This window comes from Prochlorococcus marinus XMU1408 (assembly GCF_003208055.1).
GTDB lineage: Bacteria > Cyanobacteriota > Cyanobacteriia > PCC-6307 > Cyanobiaceae > Prochlorococcus_B > Prochlorococcus_B marinus_A.
In genome coordinates, this window is sequence record NZ_QJUE01000005.1 from 331,098 (window position 1) to 346,080 (window position 14,983).

The 14,983-nt window shown below is 35.9% G+C and carries 21 protein-coding genes; 9 read left to right on the top strand and 12 right to left on the bottom strand.

Features of this window, described 5'->3' with window-relative positions; translation table 11 throughout:
* Position 1 precedes the first annotated feature (1 nt).
* From urtB to ureE, 5 genes are all read right to left on the bottom strand, one after another.
* Positions 2–1,159, bottom strand: coding sequence for an urea ABC transporter permease subunit UrtB (gene urtB / locus DNJ73_RS08205; RefSeq protein WP_158467215.1), 1,158 nt, complete (start codon positions 1,157–1,159; stop codon positions 2–4).
* Between the two features lie 77 nt (positions 1,160–1,236).
* Positions 1,237–2,514: an urea ABC transporter substrate-binding protein gene (urtA, locus tag DNJ73_RS08210; protein ID WP_158467216.1), complete on the bottom strand. Its 1,278-nt coding sequence runs from the start codon at positions 2,512–2,514 to the stop codon at positions 1,237–1,239.
* A 144-nt stretch (positions 2,515–2,658) separates the two neighbouring features.
* Positions 2,659–3,264 (bottom strand): urease accessory protein UreG, encoded by a 606-nt coding sequence (gene ureG, locus DNJ73_RS08215; protein WP_158467217.1) that lies wholly within the window; start codon positions 3,262–3,264, stop codon positions 2,659–2,661.
* Positions 3,264–3,935 (bottom strand): urease accessory protein UreF, encoded by a 672-nt coding sequence (locus DNJ73_RS08220; RefSeq protein WP_158467218.1) that lies wholly within the window; start codon positions 3,933–3,935, stop codon positions 3,264–3,266. Before DNJ73_RS08220 ends, ureG begins: the two co-directional genes overlap by 1 nt.
* 20 nt (positions 3,936–3,955) lie before the next feature.
* A complete protein-coding gene (ureE, locus tag DNJ73_RS08225; RefSeq protein ID WP_158467219.1) occupies positions 3,956–4,396 on the bottom strand; it encodes an urease accessory protein UreE in 441 nt (146 codons plus the stop codon).
* A gap of 102 nt (positions 4,397–4,498) precedes the next feature.
* Here ureE and DNJ73_RS08230 point away from each other — a divergent pair, with 102 nt between their 5' ends.
* From DNJ73_RS08230 to ureC, 4 genes are read left to right on the top strand one after another with little or no spacing between them, the layout of a single operon-like run.
* A complete protein-coding gene (locus tag DNJ73_RS08230; RefSeq protein ID WP_158467220.1) occupies positions 4,499–5,422 on the top strand; it encodes an urease accessory protein UreD in 924 nt (307 codons plus the stop codon).
* Between the two features lie 49 nt (positions 5,423–5,471).
* Positions 5,472–5,774: an urease subunit gamma gene (locus DNJ73_RS08235; protein WP_158467221.1), complete on the top strand. Its 303-nt coding sequence runs from the start codon at positions 5,472–5,474 to the stop codon at positions 5,772–5,774.
* Between the two features lie 8 nt (positions 5,775–5,782).
* On the top strand, positions 5,783–6,103 hold the full coding sequence (locus tag DNJ73_RS08240) for an urease subunit beta (RefSeq protein WP_158467222.1): 321 nt from the start codon (positions 5,783–5,785) through the stop codon (positions 6,101–6,103).
* A 1-nt stretch (position 6,104) separates the two neighbouring features.
* Positions 6,105–7,814: an urease subunit alpha gene (gene ureC / locus DNJ73_RS08245; RefSeq protein ID WP_158467223.1), complete on the top strand. Its 1,710-nt coding sequence runs from the start codon at positions 6,105–6,107 to the stop codon at positions 7,812–7,814.
* A gap of 26 nt (positions 7,815–7,840) precedes the next feature.
* Here the strand turns inward: ureC and DNJ73_RS08250 are convergent, their stop codons facing one another.
* Positions 7,841–8,068 (bottom strand): DUF1830 domain-containing protein, encoded by a 228-nt coding sequence (locus tag DNJ73_RS08250; protein ID WP_158467224.1) that lies wholly within the window; start codon positions 8,066–8,068, stop codon positions 7,841–7,843.
* Positions 8,069–8,224: 156 nt separating this feature from the next.
* On the opposite strand from DNJ73_RS08250, the gene DNJ73_RS08255 reads away from it, so the two are divergent.
* A complete protein-coding gene (locus tag DNJ73_RS08255) occupies positions 8,225–8,404 on the top strand; it encodes a hypothetical protein (protein ID WP_158467225.1) in 180 nt (59 codons plus the stop codon).
* 274 nt (positions 8,405–8,678) lie between these two features.
* Positions 8,679–9,689, top strand: coding sequence for a porin (locus DNJ73_RS08260; protein ID WP_158467226.1), 1,011 nt, complete (start codon positions 8,679–8,681; stop codon positions 9,687–9,689).
* A 106-nt stretch (positions 9,690–9,795) separates the two neighbouring features.
* Here the strand turns inward: DNJ73_RS08260 and DNJ73_RS10085 are convergent, their stop codons facing one another.
* From DNJ73_RS10085 to DNJ73_RS08275, 4 genes are all read right to left on the bottom strand, one after another.
* The gene (locus DNJ73_RS10085; RefSeq protein WP_187152633.1) at positions 9,796–9,933 is read right to left on the bottom strand and encodes a hypothetical protein; all 138 of its coding nucleotides are present in this window, start codon (positions 9,931–9,933) and stop codon (positions 9,796–9,798) included.
* 38 nt (positions 9,934–9,971) lie between these two features.
* Positions 9,972–10,157 carry a hypothetical protein gene (locus DNJ73_RS08265; protein ID WP_158467227.1) on the bottom strand — a complete coding sequence of 62 codons (186 nt, stop codon included), beginning with the start codon at positions 10,155–10,157 and terminating at the stop codon, positions 9,972–9,974.
* 215 nt (positions 10,158–10,372) lie between these two features.
* Positions 10,373–10,645: a hypothetical protein gene (locus tag DNJ73_RS08270; protein WP_158467228.1), complete on the bottom strand. Its 273-nt coding sequence runs from the start codon at positions 10,643–10,645 to the stop codon at positions 10,373–10,375.
* Positions 10,646–10,800: 155 nt separating this feature from the next.
* Positions 10,801–11,049 carry an RNA recognition motif domain-containing protein gene (locus DNJ73_RS08275; protein ID WP_158467229.1) on the bottom strand — a complete coding sequence of 83 codons (249 nt, stop codon included), beginning with the start codon at positions 11,047–11,049 and terminating at the stop codon, positions 10,801–10,803.
* Positions 11,050–11,246: 197 nt separating this feature from the next.
* On the opposite strand from DNJ73_RS08275, the gene rpsU reads away from it, so the two are divergent.
* Both rpsU and DNJ73_RS08285 read left to right on the top strand, forming a co-directional pair.
* Positions 11,247–11,423, top strand: a complete 177-nt coding sequence (gene rpsU / locus DNJ73_RS08280) for a 30S ribosomal protein S21 (RefSeq protein WP_011295405.1) — start codon at positions 11,247–11,249, stop codon at positions 11,421–11,423.
* 49 nt (positions 11,424–11,472) lie between these two features.
* Complete coding sequence (locus DNJ73_RS08285; protein WP_158467230.1) at positions 11,473–11,697, top strand: hypothetical protein; 225 nt, start codon at positions 11,473–11,475, stop codon at positions 11,695–11,697.
* Between the two features lie 49 nt (positions 11,698–11,746).
* Here DNJ73_RS08285 and DNJ73_RS08290 read toward each other — a convergent pair whose 3' ends face one another.
* Complete coding sequence (locus DNJ73_RS08290; protein ID WP_158467275.1) at positions 11,747–12,265, bottom strand: AbrB family transcriptional regulator; 519 nt, start codon at positions 12,263–12,265, stop codon at positions 11,747–11,749.
* Between the two features lie 290 nt (positions 12,266–12,555).
* Between DNJ73_RS08290 and DNJ73_RS08295 the strand changes: the two genes are divergently transcribed.
* Positions 12,556–14,169 (top strand): photosystem II high light acclimation radical SAM protein, encoded by a 1,614-nt coding sequence (locus DNJ73_RS08295; protein ID WP_158467231.1) that lies wholly within the window; start codon positions 12,556–12,558, stop codon positions 14,167–14,169.
* Here DNJ73_RS08295 and DNJ73_RS08300 read toward each other — a convergent pair.
* Positions 14,091–14,954, bottom strand: a complete 864-nt coding sequence (locus DNJ73_RS08300) for a CPBP family intramembrane glutamic endopeptidase (protein WP_158467232.1) — start codon at positions 14,952–14,954, stop codon at positions 14,091–14,093. The two genes, DNJ73_RS08295 and DNJ73_RS08300, sit on opposite strands and share 79 nt — an antisense overlap.
* Positions 14,955–14,983: the final 29 nt, after the last annotated feature.

Sequence of the window (14,983 nt, forward strand, 5' to 3'; positions counted from 1 at the left end):
ATCAAGACTCCACCATTCTTCCTTTTTGGGGGAACATCCCAGTTGGTCTAAATTGAAGGAATATGACTATTAGAGCAAATATCATTACTCTAGCCATGCTTGTTGTCGCGAAAAAATCGATTGTTGAATAAAGAGGCGATGGCATCTCAGGCCAAATGGTAAGTAGTCTTCCTGCTCCTATCAAGTCTGTCATTATTCCAATAGAGAAAGAAGCAAGCATTGTTCCTAATAAATTTCCTACTCCCCCAAGAACGACAACCATAAAACATCCCACAATATAATTCCCACCAACATTTGGCCCCACTGAGCCAAGGAGTGAAACCGCCACTCCTGCGACACCAGCCAAACCAGAACCAATTCCAAAAGTAATAATATCTACTGTTTCTGTTGATATACCTAGACAATCACTCATAGGTCTATTTTGAGTTACCGCTCGAATTCTCATTCCCCACGCTGTTTTATCAAGAAAGAAAATCACTACTAAAACAGATATTAAGGTAATAAGGATTATTAAAAGACGAGTTTTAGGGAACGTAATACCAACAAAATCAATTCCCCCTCTCATCCAAGAAGGAGCTGTAACATCAACATTTCTTGCGCTAGCGCGACTAAGTTTACTTACTAAAGACGATAGAATCCCTCCTGTTGCGACACCTAATAATGCTGAGAATCCCCAAGTTGAGGCCCTTATTAATTTACCTTTTGCACCCTGAAGTAAGTCATCCGAAATAAATAATGGTGCAAACAAGCCAAAGAAAAGTGCTATTACCAGTCCACTTCCATAGGCTAGGGGAACACTTCTGACAAATTGTTGAAGTATGAGGCTAACTCCCCATGTCGCTAGAAGAGTTTCGAGCGGACTTCCATAGAGACGTCTAATTACTGTTCGTTCTAAAAGAATGCCAACTGTTCCACTAACTAAAAAAGCAATCCCAATAGCAACAATTACATATGAATCATAAAAAGGTTTTAAAAAAGAAACTTGTTTGAAAATTAATTGGGTTATGTATGTTGAATAAGCTCCAAGCATCATCAGTTCACCATGAGCCAGATTGATGACACCCATTAATCCAAAGACAATTGCCAGTCCCAGTGCTGCGACAAGCAAAACTGAGCCAATAGCAACGCCATTAAAGAGGCTTTCAAGAATAAGTTGCACTAACTTGGTTGATATTTTTAAAGAAATAAGGAGCCCGCAGGCCCCTTACTAGATTCTATTTATAAGTCAAAAATGAATCATAATCTGTATTTTTCACCTTTCTTAGGATCAGTCCAATCACAAGCATAACCTTTAGAACTTGGATGTTTTTGGTTCCATGCTTGTGGTTCGACTACTCCTGTTTCTTCGAGAATTGTAAATCCACCTTCTGAGTTAATTTCACCGATTCTCACTGTTTGAGATAGATGATGATTAGGCATCACTTCTACTGGTCCTTGCGGAGCATCGAATGTCTGACCAACCAAAGCTTCTCTAACAGCATTGTCATCAAATGTGCCAGCGTCTTCTACTGCCTGCTTCCATAGATAAACCATGTTATAAGCAGATTCTTGAGGATCAGCGACAACACGATCGTTACCCCATCTCTTCTTAAAGCTCTTAGCAAATTTCTTAGAAGCTGGTGTATCAATAGACATCATGTAGTTCCAAGCACCATAATGGCCCTCAAGGAACTCAGGTCCAATAGTACTAATCTCTTCTTCCGCAATGGAGTAGTTCATTACGTAGTAACCATTAGAAGGAGTAATGCCTGCGTCCTGGATTTGCTTGAAGAAAGCAACGTTTTGGTCACCATTCAATGTGTTAATAATTATTCCTCCATTAGGAAGAGCAACTTTTATCTTGGAAATAATAGGTGCTACCTCTGTGTTACCCAAAGGAAGGTAATCTTCGCCAACAACTTTTCCGCCAAGTTGCTTAACTTGAGCTTTAGTAATTGTATTAGAAGTTCTTGGGAAAACATAATCAGAACCAACTAAGAAGAAATCTCCTCCAGCAGCTGGCGAGCGCTTGTACATGAAATCTGTAGCAGGCTCGGATTGCTGATTAGGAGTCGCTCCGGTGTAGAAAATATTATTTGAGCACTCTTGAGCTTCATATTGAATTGGGTAGTAAAGGAATGCATCTTTAGATTCATAAACCGGAAGCATTGCCTTACGACTTGCAGATGTCCAGCCACCAAAAACGACTGGTACTCCATCCTGATCAATTAACTTCTTAGACTTCTCAGCAAAAGTAGGCCAGTCAGAGGCACCATCTTCAACGATGTACTCAATTTTATAGCTTTTACCATCGACAGTTACACCACCAGCTGCATTGATCTCCTCAATAGCCATTTTCTCTGTATCAACAAGAGTTGATTCGGAGATTGCCATTGTCCCTGATAGAGAATGGAGAATTCCAACAGTTACGGTGTCATCAAAGTTGCCAGAGGAATCTGATCCACCACAAGCAGTTACAGTTACGGCCAATGAGGCAGTAGCTAAACCTGCAAAAATACGCTTTGAAAGCTTCATGAATTACTAACTAAATTAGTTGGTTGCCCACCTTGGGGTCATCGAAAGGTATCCAACTGAACACCCAACTTTTTGTAGCTAATGTGACCTTTTTTACTATTTCAGTGAACGGAAATAATTTTTGGTATCGTCAATTACACTTCTTCAAAAGTTTTGTATTTGATTACACAAAAAAGCTTCGATGATATTAAGTCCCTCTCCTGTCTTGGTATTTGTAAAGCACCATGGAAGATCTCGCCTCATCAACAAGGTGTCTCTCTCCATCACTTTCAAACTTGCACCTACCATTTCAGCAAGATCAATCTTATTGATCACTAATAAATCTGAGCGTGTTATCCCAGGTCCTCCTTTCCTTGGAATCTTATCTCCAGCTGCAACATCAATTATATAAATACATAAATCTACTAACTCAGGACTAAAGCTTGCAGCAAGATTATCACCACCACTTTCAACAAAAACTAAATCTAGATTTTCAAATTTCTGTTCTAGCTCTTCAACAGCAATGCGATTTATAGAACAATCTTCTCTTATTGCTGTATGTGGGCATCCTCCAGTTTCAACTCCTTTAATACGTTCTGGCGCTAAAGCTTTTGAATTAGTCAAAAATTTTGCATCTTCTTGCGTATATATATCATTTGTTACTACGGCGATCTCTAATTTATCTTTAAGATTTTCACATAGTCTCTGAATAATAGCCGTTTTACCAGATCCAACTGGACCGGCTATTCCAACCCTTAATTTACTTTCCATTAGCTTCTGAATAATCTTGAATAAAGTTCTACATGCGACTGTTGAGCCATGATAGCGCCGACATCGCCAACCCAAATTTCTTTGGGATTCTTTTTCAATAAGTAACTTGCTTGAGACTTAATAAGTTTTAGAGATTTCTTTTGAAGCTGTTGAGCTTTTGTTGGCCCTAATGACAATAGTCTCAACGCTGCACTTAATTGATTAGCAACCCAACTATATAAAAACCCCTCCACTAAATCAATTTGAGGTATATCCCAGCAGACTCCAGCCCAAGCCCATGCTATCGGCCATATAAATTTCTTTTCATTATTAGGAAGAGGGTAATCAAGATCAATAAGAAGCTGTAAAAGAGATTCACCCATTTGTGTTTGTTGAGATCTAAGCTCTGGAGAATCTCTTAGCGAAATAAGCCAAGAATTCCACTCTTCAATAAGGGACTTATATTTATCATCTTTCTTATCCCTCCAATCAACTAAATCTTCCATGATGTGTGCAATTGAGCTTGCCTCAATTGTTATTTGCCCCCTAGACAGTTCACTTTCAATCCAATTGAAAAGACTGATCTCGTCATATACTTTTTTATTTTGAACAAGCCACTCCAATCCCTCTGAGTAACTAAAAGCTCCAACTGGTAATGATGGACTTATTAATTGTAAAAATTCAAGTTTCATAAATGGAGTTAATCCAACCTCTACTCATAAGCTCCAATCTCAGGAGAAAAAGGTCTTTTAAAACGTTCTATTACAAAACCTTGTCTCTCTAACATCTTTTTCATAACTACATCATTGAGTAAATATAACTCTTTATCATGCAACTCAATCTCAACATGTCTATTACCTAAATGATAAGCAGCTTTTAACAATTGCAATCTATTTTCTGAGCTAATTCTTATTACATCTTCTTGAGCAGCCTCGATGCTCACAAAAACCTGTGAATTTTCACTTTTCAATACCTCTCCAGGTATCAACCTACCTCCTCCTCTAGGCAAATTTAAAATAACATCAATCCCATCTAAAGTTGATCGCTTTCCACGAAGCTGAGTCCTCTCTTTTGCAGACAAAGGAAGTACAAGACAATGTTCTATACCTCGAGCACTAATTCTCTCAGTGAGATAGATTGATTCGTGTAACAAGCTTCAATTCTTTGTAGATCTAAATTTTAAAGCTTATATCTACCAGATAAGACATTTATTATTTTCTCAATACTAAATGAGCAAAATCGATAAAATTATTCAATGAAATCTCAATGGCATGGAACTTGTGATCTAAGACTTTTCAAGAAGTCAAGTCATAAGGAGATCGATAGTCTCAAAACAATGCATCAGGCGAAATGCACTGCTCCATTGAAATTAATGAAAGTATTTAATGATAAAAAAGATGGAAGATGTGAAATACCAATTCTCCATAGTGCTGGTGGAATAGTTGGAGGAGATCAACTCACAATAAATATAAATGCTGAAGAAGATAGCAGTGCTATATGTTCTTCTGTAGCAGCTCAAAAAGTTTATGGAAGTAGAGGTAGGTCAAAATTAAATCCACAAGGGAGCTGGGCGAGTCAAAAATGTTTATTTCAGATTGAAAAAAATTCTGACTTTGAGTGGATTCCTCAAGAATTAATTATTTATCAAGGAGGGCTGTTTGAACAAACTATGACTGTTAGTGTTGACCCCTCATCAAGCTTTTTATGTGTTGATTTGGTTCGCCTAGGAAGAACTGCTGCAGAAGAGCAACTTGGTAATGGAGTATGGAGATCATCTTTAGAAATCTTTAGGAAAAATACCAAAGGAAAACATTATGAATTTAGTGATCGTTTAGAACTATCTGGAGAAGCTCTAAAATCGATGCATGGGTTAAATGAGCAACCAGTATTTGGATCTTTAACTTGGATAACTCCTAAAGGAATAAACCAAAAAGATCTATCTGATTTACTAGTCAAATGCCGACAACAAAGATCTGGACTTGAGGGATTCATGACTTGTAGTCTTCTAGAAAATGGTATCTCAGCAAGATACACAGGGTCATCAACACAATCAGCTCGATTTTGGTTTTATAGAATTTGGAGTCTTACTAGAATTTTAAGAAAATTAAGCATGCCTGAATACATGAGGATTTGGCCAATGCAAGAAAATCCATCAAGAGATAAAAAATGTCCATCGTGAACTTTTAAGCATTTTTTTGCTAGTAAAATGAAGTTCTAATTATTAAAAAATGTACTTAAGTCCTCAAGAAAAAGACAAATTACTTGTAGTTACTGCTGCTCTATTGGCAGAGCGAAGATTAAATAGAGGTTTAAAATTAAATCATCCTGAATCTGTAGCTTGGCTTAGCTTTCAAGTGCTTGAAGGTGCTAGGGATGGAAAAAGTGTCTCAACCTTAATGAACGAGGGAACCACTTGGTTAACAAAAGAACAAGTCATGGAAGGTGTCCCTGAACTTATCCATGAAGTTCAAATAGAAGCTGTTTTTCCAGATGGAACGAAGCTGGTAACACTTCATAATCCAATTAACTAAATACAATTATGTCTTATTTGATTCCTGGAGAACTTATTCCTGAAGAAGGTTTTATAGAACTGAATAAAGGAAGAGAAATCACAACTATAAAAGTCTCTAATGTGTCTGACCGACCAATTCAAATAGGCTCTCATTATCATTTTTTTGAATCAAATCAAGGTCTAATTTTTGATCGTCAAAGTTCTCTTGGTAAAAGATTAGACATACCTGCTGGTACTGCTATTAGATTTGAGCCAGGTGATCAAAGAGAAGTCAATCTTGTTCCATACTCAGGGGACCGTAAAATTTTTGGATTCAACGGGCTCATAAACGCCTCACTTAAAAAGTAAAATGCCTTTCAAAATTTCACGCCAAGCTTATGCAGAGACTTATGGTCCCACTAAAGGGGATCGCATTCGACTTGCAGATACTGACTTGATTCTCGAAGTTGAAAAAGACCATACTCATTATGGAGACGAAGTTAAATTTGGTGGAGGTAAAGTTATTCGTGATGGCATGGGTCAATCACAACTAAGTAGAGACAATGGAGTAGTAGATACCGTTATCACCAATGCACTGATTCTAGATTGGTGGGGTATTGTTAAAGCTGATATTGGTATTAAAAATGGAAGAATCTCTGGTATTGGGAAAGCGGGAAATCCTGATACACAAGAAGGCGTAAATATTTTTATAGGAGCGAGTACAGAAGCAATCGCAGGAGAGGGAAATATTATTACTGCAGGAGGTATTGATAGTCATATTCATTTTATTTGTCCACAGCAAATAGAGACTGCTTTAGCTAGTGGTGTTACTACAATGCTTGGAGGAGGGACAGGTCCAGCAACAGGCACTAATGCAACAACCTGTACTCCAGGAGCATTCCACATATCAAGAATGCTGCAATCAGCAGAAGGATTTCCTGTTAATTTGGGATTCTTTGGAAAAGGCAATGTTACTAATAAAGAAGCATTAGAAGAACAAGTTAGAGCAGGTGCTTGTGGATTAAAACTTCATGAGGACTGGGGAACCACACCAGCTTGCATAGATTCTTGCCTTACTGTCGCAGATAATTTAGATGTACAAGTTTGCATTCACACAGATACTCTAAATGAAGCTGGTTTTGTTGAAGATACAATTCGAGCAATAAAAGGAAGAACAATTCATACCTTCCATACCGAAGGAGCTGGAGGTGGTCATGCTCCAGACATTATCAAAATTTGTGGAGAATCTAATGTTATTCCTAGCAGCACAAATCCAACCAGACCTTTCACTCTAAATACATTAGAAGAGCATCTAGACATGTTGATGGTTTGCCATCATTTGGATCCCAAAATACCTGAAGATGTTGCATTCGCCGAATCAAGAATACGTCGTGAAACTATTGCTGCTGAGGACATACTCCACGATTTAGGAGCCTTTTCTATTATTGCTAGTGATTCTCAGGCCATGGGAAGAGTTGGAGAAGTTATTAGTCGAACTTTTCAAACTGCTCACAAAATGAAAGTTCAAAGAGGACCATTACCAGAGGATAACGAGCGAAATGATAATCATCGTATTAAAAGGTACATCTCAAAGGTAACAATTAATCCGGCCATCGCTCATGGAATAAATAGTCATGTGGGTTCGATAGAAGTTGGGAAACTGGCAGATTTAGTACTTTGGAAGCCAGGTTTTTTTGGAATCAAACCTGACTTAGTCGTTAAAGGAGGATCTATAGCATGGGCTCAAATGGGAGATGCAAACGCCTCAATCCCTACTCCTCAACCAGTACATGGTCGACCAATGTTCTCTTCATTTGGAAAAGCAATAAATCCTACATGCATAACCTTCTTAAGCGAGTCTGCAATAGACGCTGGCATTCCCAAACAACTTCAATTAGAACGATCTTGTGCTGCGGTTAAGAACACAAGAACGATATCAAAACAATCAATGAAGCTCAATGACGCTAAACCCAAGATAGAAGTGGACCCTCAAACATATGAAGTTTTTGCAAATGAAGAGCTTTTAACTTGTGCACCCGCAGAATCACTACCGCTTGCTCAAAGATATCTATTACTTTAAATATTGATTAGAAATCATCAAAAAACCTATGCTGCAACTGTATCTTCTTTCTTAGAAGAAGATACTCTAAGACGTTGTTCTAAATTTGGCCCATAGGACTCTATACCCCAAATCTCTAACTGTGAGCCTTCTGGTGCCATAGAGGAAAAAACTTCTTGTGGAAAGATCGCTCTCTCTAGAAAGAAACTATCTGGTCCAATACATTTCAATATAACCATGCTTGAAGTGATATTTCGATAAGAGAAATCGACCATAACTTATAAATATTTGTTGAAATTAAAACAAAGATATAAAAAAATATTTGTAATTTTTTATACGAAAGGAAAATCTTGAAGTATAAATATTTTATAAAATCGTCCAAATTGAACGACTAATTTAAATTTGATTAGTTATAAAAAGTAAAAAATTTTATGATCTCAACTACAACAAGAATTCGAGTTAAAAACATACTTAATCGAATAGAAAATAATCAAGTAGTCACATTAAAAGAAAGAATTTTCCTTAATAAATTATCGAGTGTTTCATCGCTCGTATCAGAATGGCTTAGCTCAGCTTTAGGTCCAGAAGCACATTCAATAGATAATGAGTAAACAAGCAAATTAAGTAAATCTAATTTTCTAAAAAAATTAATAATCTATCAAGAAGTATCAAATAATAAATAATTTCAGATTCATTTTTAAACTTCATTCCAATAATTTTTAAAGTAATAGGAACGAATTTTTGTAATTTTAAATTTAAACTAAAGAAAAATATTTGATAATGTATAAGAAACTACAAAATAATTGAAGATTATGTATTCATACCTACATCAAATTAGATTTGTTATTGCAAATATAAGTTGATCTTAATTTGTGTGAGGACACAATGAAGCTTTTTCAGCGTTTGCTGGTAGCTCCTGCTGCATTGGGCCTAATGGCTCCAGTTGCAGCTAATGCAGATACTGCATTTTCATCATCTACATCTCTTTCTGGTGGTGCTGTTTTTACTATTGGTTCTGTTGCCGACGGTGGAACAACTGATACAGAAGAAGAGCTTTATATGCAATATGCATATGGCCTTGATGTAACTTCAAGTTTTACTGGTGAAGACATGCTTTATATGGGCATGGAGACTGGTAATGCTAGTGGACCACTCGCAAGCATGGATAGCTCAGTCGGTGGTACTGGTGCGATTACATTGCATTCTTTGTTTTATGCATTCCCTGTTGGAGATCTTGAAGTAACTGCTGGTCCTTTAGTTGATCAGGATGATGTAGTTGCAGCAACAACTTCTGCTTACTCAGATGCTTTCAGATTAGGCAGCATGCCTTACTCTTTGGCTGGTAATGAAACTGGTCCTGGAATTGGTGTTGCATACTCTAACGACAACGGTGTAGTTGCTTCTGTTAGCTTCGTTTCTGTTGGTGGATCTGATTCAACAGTAGGAATTGGTGCAGACGATGGTGATGATGTTTCAACTTTCACTCTTGGCTATGACGGCGACGGGTTTGGAGGTGGTCTTGTAATCGCGACCAACGATGGTGAAGCTGGTACAGCTGGATATGACACATTCGGTGGAGGTATCTACTACAGCCCTGAGTCAATCCCCGCAACAATCAGTGTTGCTTATGACACAACTGATCCAGAGACTGGTGCTGATGCAACTGATTTGTTCGTTGGTGTTGACTACGAAGTTGGACCTGGAACATTAAGTGCTGCTTACAATTCAACTGATATTGATGGCAGTGACTCTGAAGATTCAACCGGATTCGAAGTTTCTTACAGCTACGGACTAAATGACTATGTATCCGTTACAGCTGGATTCTTCACTGTAGAAGACACAAGTACTGGTGATGATGACACTGGGGTAGTTGCTGAAACTTATTTTAGCTTCTAAGACCCAAATTCAAATCCTATTTAAAAAAGCCTCCTTATAAATGGGAGGCTTTTTAATGACAAATTGAATAACTCATTTCTTTTTGTTAGCTATCAAAGAATATTAATTATTCAATAGATTTACTATCTTGCTTATTAAGCACATTAGATTTAAGTAAACTTTCATAAGCATCAAGTTTCTCTAAACTAACCATACCCTCGTATGGATCAGGAGAACTTGTTTTATTTCTTTTAGTTTTTTTCATTTATTTTTAATAAATTAGAGTAGATATTCAATATCTTTTTATACTGCGATATCCAAATTTGAGCCTCTGTCAGTACTACCTTTAAACCATCTCATTTGATGAGTCAAACGATGTCCATTAGGATACAAGTATCTAAGACTTTCAATATTTTCACTAATAAAAACCTTTCCACTTTTATTCACTATATCTTTGGAATTTTCAGTTTTATCTTGATTGAATTCCATAATAAGTGATCAATATAAACTATTAAATATTTTTAATTTATAGTCTGACGTCCACCATGAACAAAATGATGATTCCAAAACCAACAAAAATATTCAATGAGATTAACTATTTAAATTAGTTATTGTTTGGGAGTTGAATTTCAACTTCTATACGTAAAAAGGCAGCTAAATTAGCTGCCTTACTAAACCTAAAATCAATTTTAACTATTTGATATTTAAAAATATTTAAAAGGGAAAAATATTTTGTCAGGACCTGCAAGCATAACTGAAGCAGCAATAAGAGCAGTGACTATTTGAACACCAATAAATTGTTTTTGAAGGTATCTATAAGAACCAGATTCAGAAAGCTCAACTGAAGGTTCATTCTCTGGTAATCCATAATAGTAAATTTGGGAAATCTGAAAAAAGATCACTAAACCTGCAATAGCAGCCAAAGGATTAAATCCACCAAATGTGATTGTTGAAAAAGGGATTGTTGAGTAAACCATTAAAAAAGGCATTGCTCTTAACTTCTAATCATTAGAGCATTATTTTCAGAAAATGCTTTAAGAGCTAATAGACTGAAATCTAAAGTTAATTAAGTTTTCAAAAACTATGATCAGAAGTTTCTCTGAAAAAGGTTAGCAAATCAAAAAATAATTATTTAATTATTTTTAGGTCTAGCTTTTGTAACCCTTATGGCTCTACCCATCCATTCAACATCTTGAAGATCATCAATTGCCTTTTGTTCTTGAGCTTCATCACCCATGTCAACAAAAGCGAAGCCTCTTTTTCTACCTGTTTCCCTTTCTAATGGGAGCTTACAATTAGTTACTTCTCCATAGCTGCTAAATACTCCAACAATATCTTCAATCTCGGCATCAAAAGAAAGATTCCCGATGTAAATAGTCATTGATTCACGGACCGATAAAGTAATAATGAATGGTCCGAAAAGGTGAAAACCTCAATTATTTGGCTAGAAAGCCAAATCTTGAAGAAAGCTATTTGGATAATTCAATAAAGATTCTAGATCTTTTTCTCCCATAATAGGTCAAAACAAAAATTTGCTTTATCGTCCTGTAAAATTAAATAATAGAATTTTTAATCTTTTTGACTCAAGTAACTGTTGGAGAAAACGAAGGCATTGAATCAGCGCTTCGCCGTTTTAAACGTCAGGTTTCCAAAGCTGGCATCTTTGGTGAATTAAAGCGCCTTCGTCATCATGAAACTCCTGTAGAAAAATATAAGCGTAAACTGCAACAGAGACGCAGAAGCAGAAGAAGGTAATCAAAATATGAAAAAACAAAGTTATTTATATCTATTTTGATTTCTTTTAATGGAAAGAGAAAACTGTTGGGTCTGGTTTAAAGGTTCACTTAAAGAAGGAGGAGCTTGGAAAGGAGGATTCACATATAAAAAAGACGAAAATCCAGGTGTTTTAATCCAAAGTCCATCTTACGTCCAATGTCGAGTTCCAGAGTGGCGGATCTGCACTACAGAGCCTTTAGATAAATATAAAGCGCCTGAGATACCGAAAAAATCAGTTTGGAAAATCTTATAAAATAAGAAGAGTTTATTGAAAATAAACTTTATTTAGACTACATAAATTTCTAATTAACATTTATTCCAACGATCGGTGCTAAATATTTAACGACAGCTGGAGTAATTAATAACACTGCTATTAATCTAAATGCATGAATTGCTGCAACTGCAGCACCAACCCCGAGCTCAGCTCCCACCAAACTCATGCCGAGAGTTCCTCCAGGTGCAGAACCTAGTAAAGCTATCAAGGGATCGATGCCAAACAATCGGACTACAATAAAGCCAACAAATAGTCCTGTCAGGATAAGAGTAATAGTAATTAAAACTGCTGGCTTCCAAAGGGTTTGCAACTCTGAGAGAGTATCTCGATTAATACCTGTACCTATTACGGTTCCTACTCCAATTCCAAGTAACGTTTTGGTACCAATAGGCCATTGCGCAGGTTCAAACTGACCACTTATGCTCAAGCATCCTGCGGCCAAAATCGATCCAAGAAGAGGCGCAGCAGGAATGCCACTGAGTAGCATTAAACTTCCTAAAGCAGCACCACTGAGCAAGTATATGAACAAAGTCATCGTAGGATTCATAATCCAAGCAGTAAATCTGATCTTCTTAGTGTGGACTACTTTTTGAATTTTTAAATCAATTGCTAGTTGACAACCTAAAAAATATAAAAAATCTTTGCATTTCAATTAAATCATTATTTTAAAGTTTGCAGAAAGAATAAAAAATTATGTCCTGATCAATGATTTGACTAAATTTTTAAAGCACTATAATTTTTTACTTTTAACTAATACCCCGATTTTCAATCAAAAAGGGCAACAAATTGTTAGTGTTTATCTCTGAATGATCATTATTGGTATTTCTAGATGTCCTGATGACAACAAATTTAACTTCTGAATTGAAGAATCTTGGACCTAAATCAGAGGTTAAGGTCTTGTATGTCAGGCTGCCTTGTAATCCAATTTTTCCAATTGGACCAATTTATTTAGCTGATCATATACATAAATGTTTTCCAGAAATTCAACAATTAATTTTAGATTTAGCATCATTACCCATACTTGATGTAGAAAGAATATTAATAAATAGCATTAAAAAGTTCAATCCTACTTTAATAGTTTTTTCATGGAGAGATATACAAATTTATGCACCTGTAGATGGAAGAGGTGGTAATCCATTACAAAATTCATTTGAAGTTTTTTATGCTCAAAATCCTCTAAAAAAGATTCGAGGTGCGTTGGGTGGTTTTCAACTTATGAAGAGTCATTATGGTGAAATATGGAGGAACCAGAGATTAATCAAAAAGGGATTAAAATATGCAAAGAAATTCAAGCCAAATGCTACTGCAATAGTTGGAGGTGGTGCTGTTAGTGTTTTTTATAATCAACTTAAAAAATCTCTACCAAAAGGTACCATTATCTCCTTAGGCGAAGGAGAGTTATTAATAGAGAAATTAATAAGAGGTGACTCAATCATCGAAGAAAGATGTTTCATAGTTGGAGATACACCTAGAGAAAAACTCATTCATGAAAAACCGAATAATATAACTAAAACTGCGTGCAACTATAGTTATATTGAATCTATTTGGCCTGAGTTTAAATGGTATTTAGAAGGTGGTGACTTCTATATTGGAGTACAAACCAAGAGAGGTTGTCCTCATAACTGTTGTTATTGCATTTATACTGTCATTGAAGGTAAAAAAGTCAGAATTAATCCAGTAAGTGAAGTTATAAAAGAAATCAAACAATTATATAACCTAGGAGTTCGTGGCTTTTGGTTCACTGATGCCCAATTCATACCTTCCAGAGGACATATTCAAAATGCTAAAGACATCCTTCGAGCTATTTACAATGAAGGTTTGCACGATATTCATTGGGCTGCATATATACGGGCTGACAATTTAGATGAAGAGTTAGCTGAATTAATGGTTCTAACAGGTATGAGCTATTTCGAAATAGGAATAACTTCTGGCTCCCAAGAGCTTGTAAGAAAAATGAGAATGGGATACAACTTAAAAACCGTTTTAAAAAATTGCGAACTTCTTGCAAAAGCTGGTTTTAAAGACCACGTGTCAGTAAATTATTCTTTCAATGTTATAGATGAGCGTCCAGAGACAATAAGACAAACAGTTGCTTACCACAGAGAACTAGAAAATATTTTTGGAGCTGACATTGTCGAGCCTTCTATATTTTTCATAGGACTTCAACCTCATACATTACTAGAGGAATATGGACTGAAAAATGGTCTTTTAAAGCCAGGATATAACCCTATGAGTTTGATGCCTTGGACTGCTAGAAAACTCTTGTGGAATCCTGAGCCAATGGGCAAAGAATTTGGAAGGATTTGTTTAGAAGCATTTGATATAAATCCAAATGATTTCGGTAGAACCGTTATGGATTTATTAGAAAGAGATTATGGAGTTTCATCTTTAAATGAAGCATTAACCGTCGAGGTTAAAAATCGTCCAGTACTTGCAAAAAGTCTTCGTTGAAAAAATATTGTTGTTAACAAAATTATTATCCCAAAAACACTTGCAATTGGATTCACCATATATTTACTTGGTCCAAGTAAATAATATGGGGTTTCATTAGAAAAAATAACCATTCCTGAATCCAAAAGATACCAAGTTCCAACCAATCCCCCATGCAAACCAACACAACCCCATAAAGATCCTTGATCAATAGCTCGTCTTAAATTAAGAACTAATCCAAAAAGAAAAAGACCGGTTAAAAAAGGAATTAAAGCTAAAAAACCAATGTCAGACCTATAGTGAGCAAGACTAAAAATTGCAGATTGAACAAAAATTCCTCTTCTCAAACCAAACAAAAGAACCATCTCTTGTAATAGCCAGCCTCGAAAAACTATCTCTTCAGCAAAAACAATACCTACTATTAATAATATCGCATTTAATAGTTCACCAAGTTTTATATTGTCAAACCCATCAATCCATCCGCACAAAAAAATAAATAGACAAAAAGTTAATAATAGGAAGAATGAAAAAATGAATCCACTACAAAATATTTTTAGAGATCGCAACTTATTCCTAAAATCCAATCCTAAAGACAACCAAGTATGATTAGTTTTCCATCTTGTCCTTCCCCAACCAGGTAGAACAAACAAAAACATGAAAAATGTTATTATGGTTCCTATTATACTTAAATTGTTTGAACTAATATCACGATTAAAAAGATACAAAATACGACTAATAAACCATCCAGCAGGGTATAAAAATAAAAACAAAGAGAATGTAGGAATCCACTGCCTTCTTTGACTCAACCATCTATTCCAAAATATGAGAATTAAAG

Excerpts from the sequence above, each read along its gene's own strand:
- urtA (WP_158467216.1), bottom strand. The coding sequence starts at position 2,514 with ATGAAGCTTTCAAAGCGTATTTTTGCAGGTTTAGCTACTGCCTCATTG.
- ureG (WP_158467217.1), bottom strand. The coding sequence starts at position 3,264 with ATGGAAAGTAAATTAAGGGTTGGAATAGCCGGTCCAGTTGGATCTGGT.
- DNJ73_RS08220 (WP_158467218.1), bottom strand. The coding sequence starts at position 3,935 with ATGAAACTTGAATTTTTACAATTAATAAGTCCATCATTACCAGTTGGA.
- DNJ73_RS08230 (WP_158467220.1), top strand. The coding sequence starts at position 4,499 with ATGAAATCTCAATGGCATGGAACTTGTGATCTAAGACTTTTCAAGAAG.
- DNJ73_RS08235 (WP_158467221.1), top strand. The coding sequence starts at position 5,472 with ATGTACTTAAGTCCTCAAGAAAAAGACAAATTACTTGTAGTTACTGCT.
- DNJ73_RS08240 (WP_158467222.1), top strand. The coding sequence starts at position 5,783 with ATGTCTTATTTGATTCCTGGAGAACTTATTCCTGAAGAAGGTTTTATA.
- ureC (WP_158467223.1), top strand. The coding sequence starts at position 6,105 with ATGCCTTTCAAAATTTCACGCCAAGCTTATGCAGAGACTTATGGTCCC.
- DNJ73_RS08250 (WP_158467224.1), bottom strand. The coding sequence starts at position 8,068 with ATGGTCGATTTCTCTTATCGAAATATCACTTCAAGCATGGTTATATTG.
- DNJ73_RS08255 (WP_158467225.1), top strand. The coding sequence starts at position 8,225 with ATGATCTCAACTACAACAAGAATTCGAGTTAAAAACATACTTAATCGA.
- DNJ73_RS08260 (WP_158467226.1), top strand. The coding sequence starts at position 8,679 with ATGAAGCTTTTTCAGCGTTTGCTGGTAGCTCCTGCTGCATTGGGCCTA.
- DNJ73_RS10085 (WP_187152633.1), bottom strand. The coding sequence starts at position 9,933 with ATGAAAAAAACTAAAAGAAATAAAACAAGTTCTCCTGATCCATACGAG.
- DNJ73_RS08265 (WP_158467227.1), bottom strand. The coding sequence starts at position 10,157 with ATGGAATTCAATCAAGATAAAACTGAAAATTCCAAAGATATAGTGAAT.
- DNJ73_RS08270 (WP_158467228.1), bottom strand. The coding sequence starts at position 10,645 with ATGGTTTACTCAACAATCCCTTTTTCAACAATCACATTTGGTGGATTT.
- DNJ73_RS08275 (WP_158467229.1), bottom strand. The coding sequence starts at position 11,049 with ATGACTATTTACATCGGGAATCTTTCTTTTGATGCCGAGATTGAAGAT.
- DNJ73_RS08285 (WP_158467230.1), top strand. The coding sequence starts at position 11,473 with ATGGAAAGAGAAAACTGTTGGGTCTGGTTTAAAGGTTCACTTAAAGAA.
- DNJ73_RS08290 (WP_158467275.1), bottom strand. The coding sequence starts at position 12,265 with ATGAATCCTACGATGACTTTGTTCATATACTTGCTCAGTGGTGCTGCT.
- DNJ73_RS08295 (WP_158467231.1), top strand. The coding sequence starts at position 12,556 with ATGACAACAAATTTAACTTCTGAATTGAAGAATCTTGGACCTAAATCA.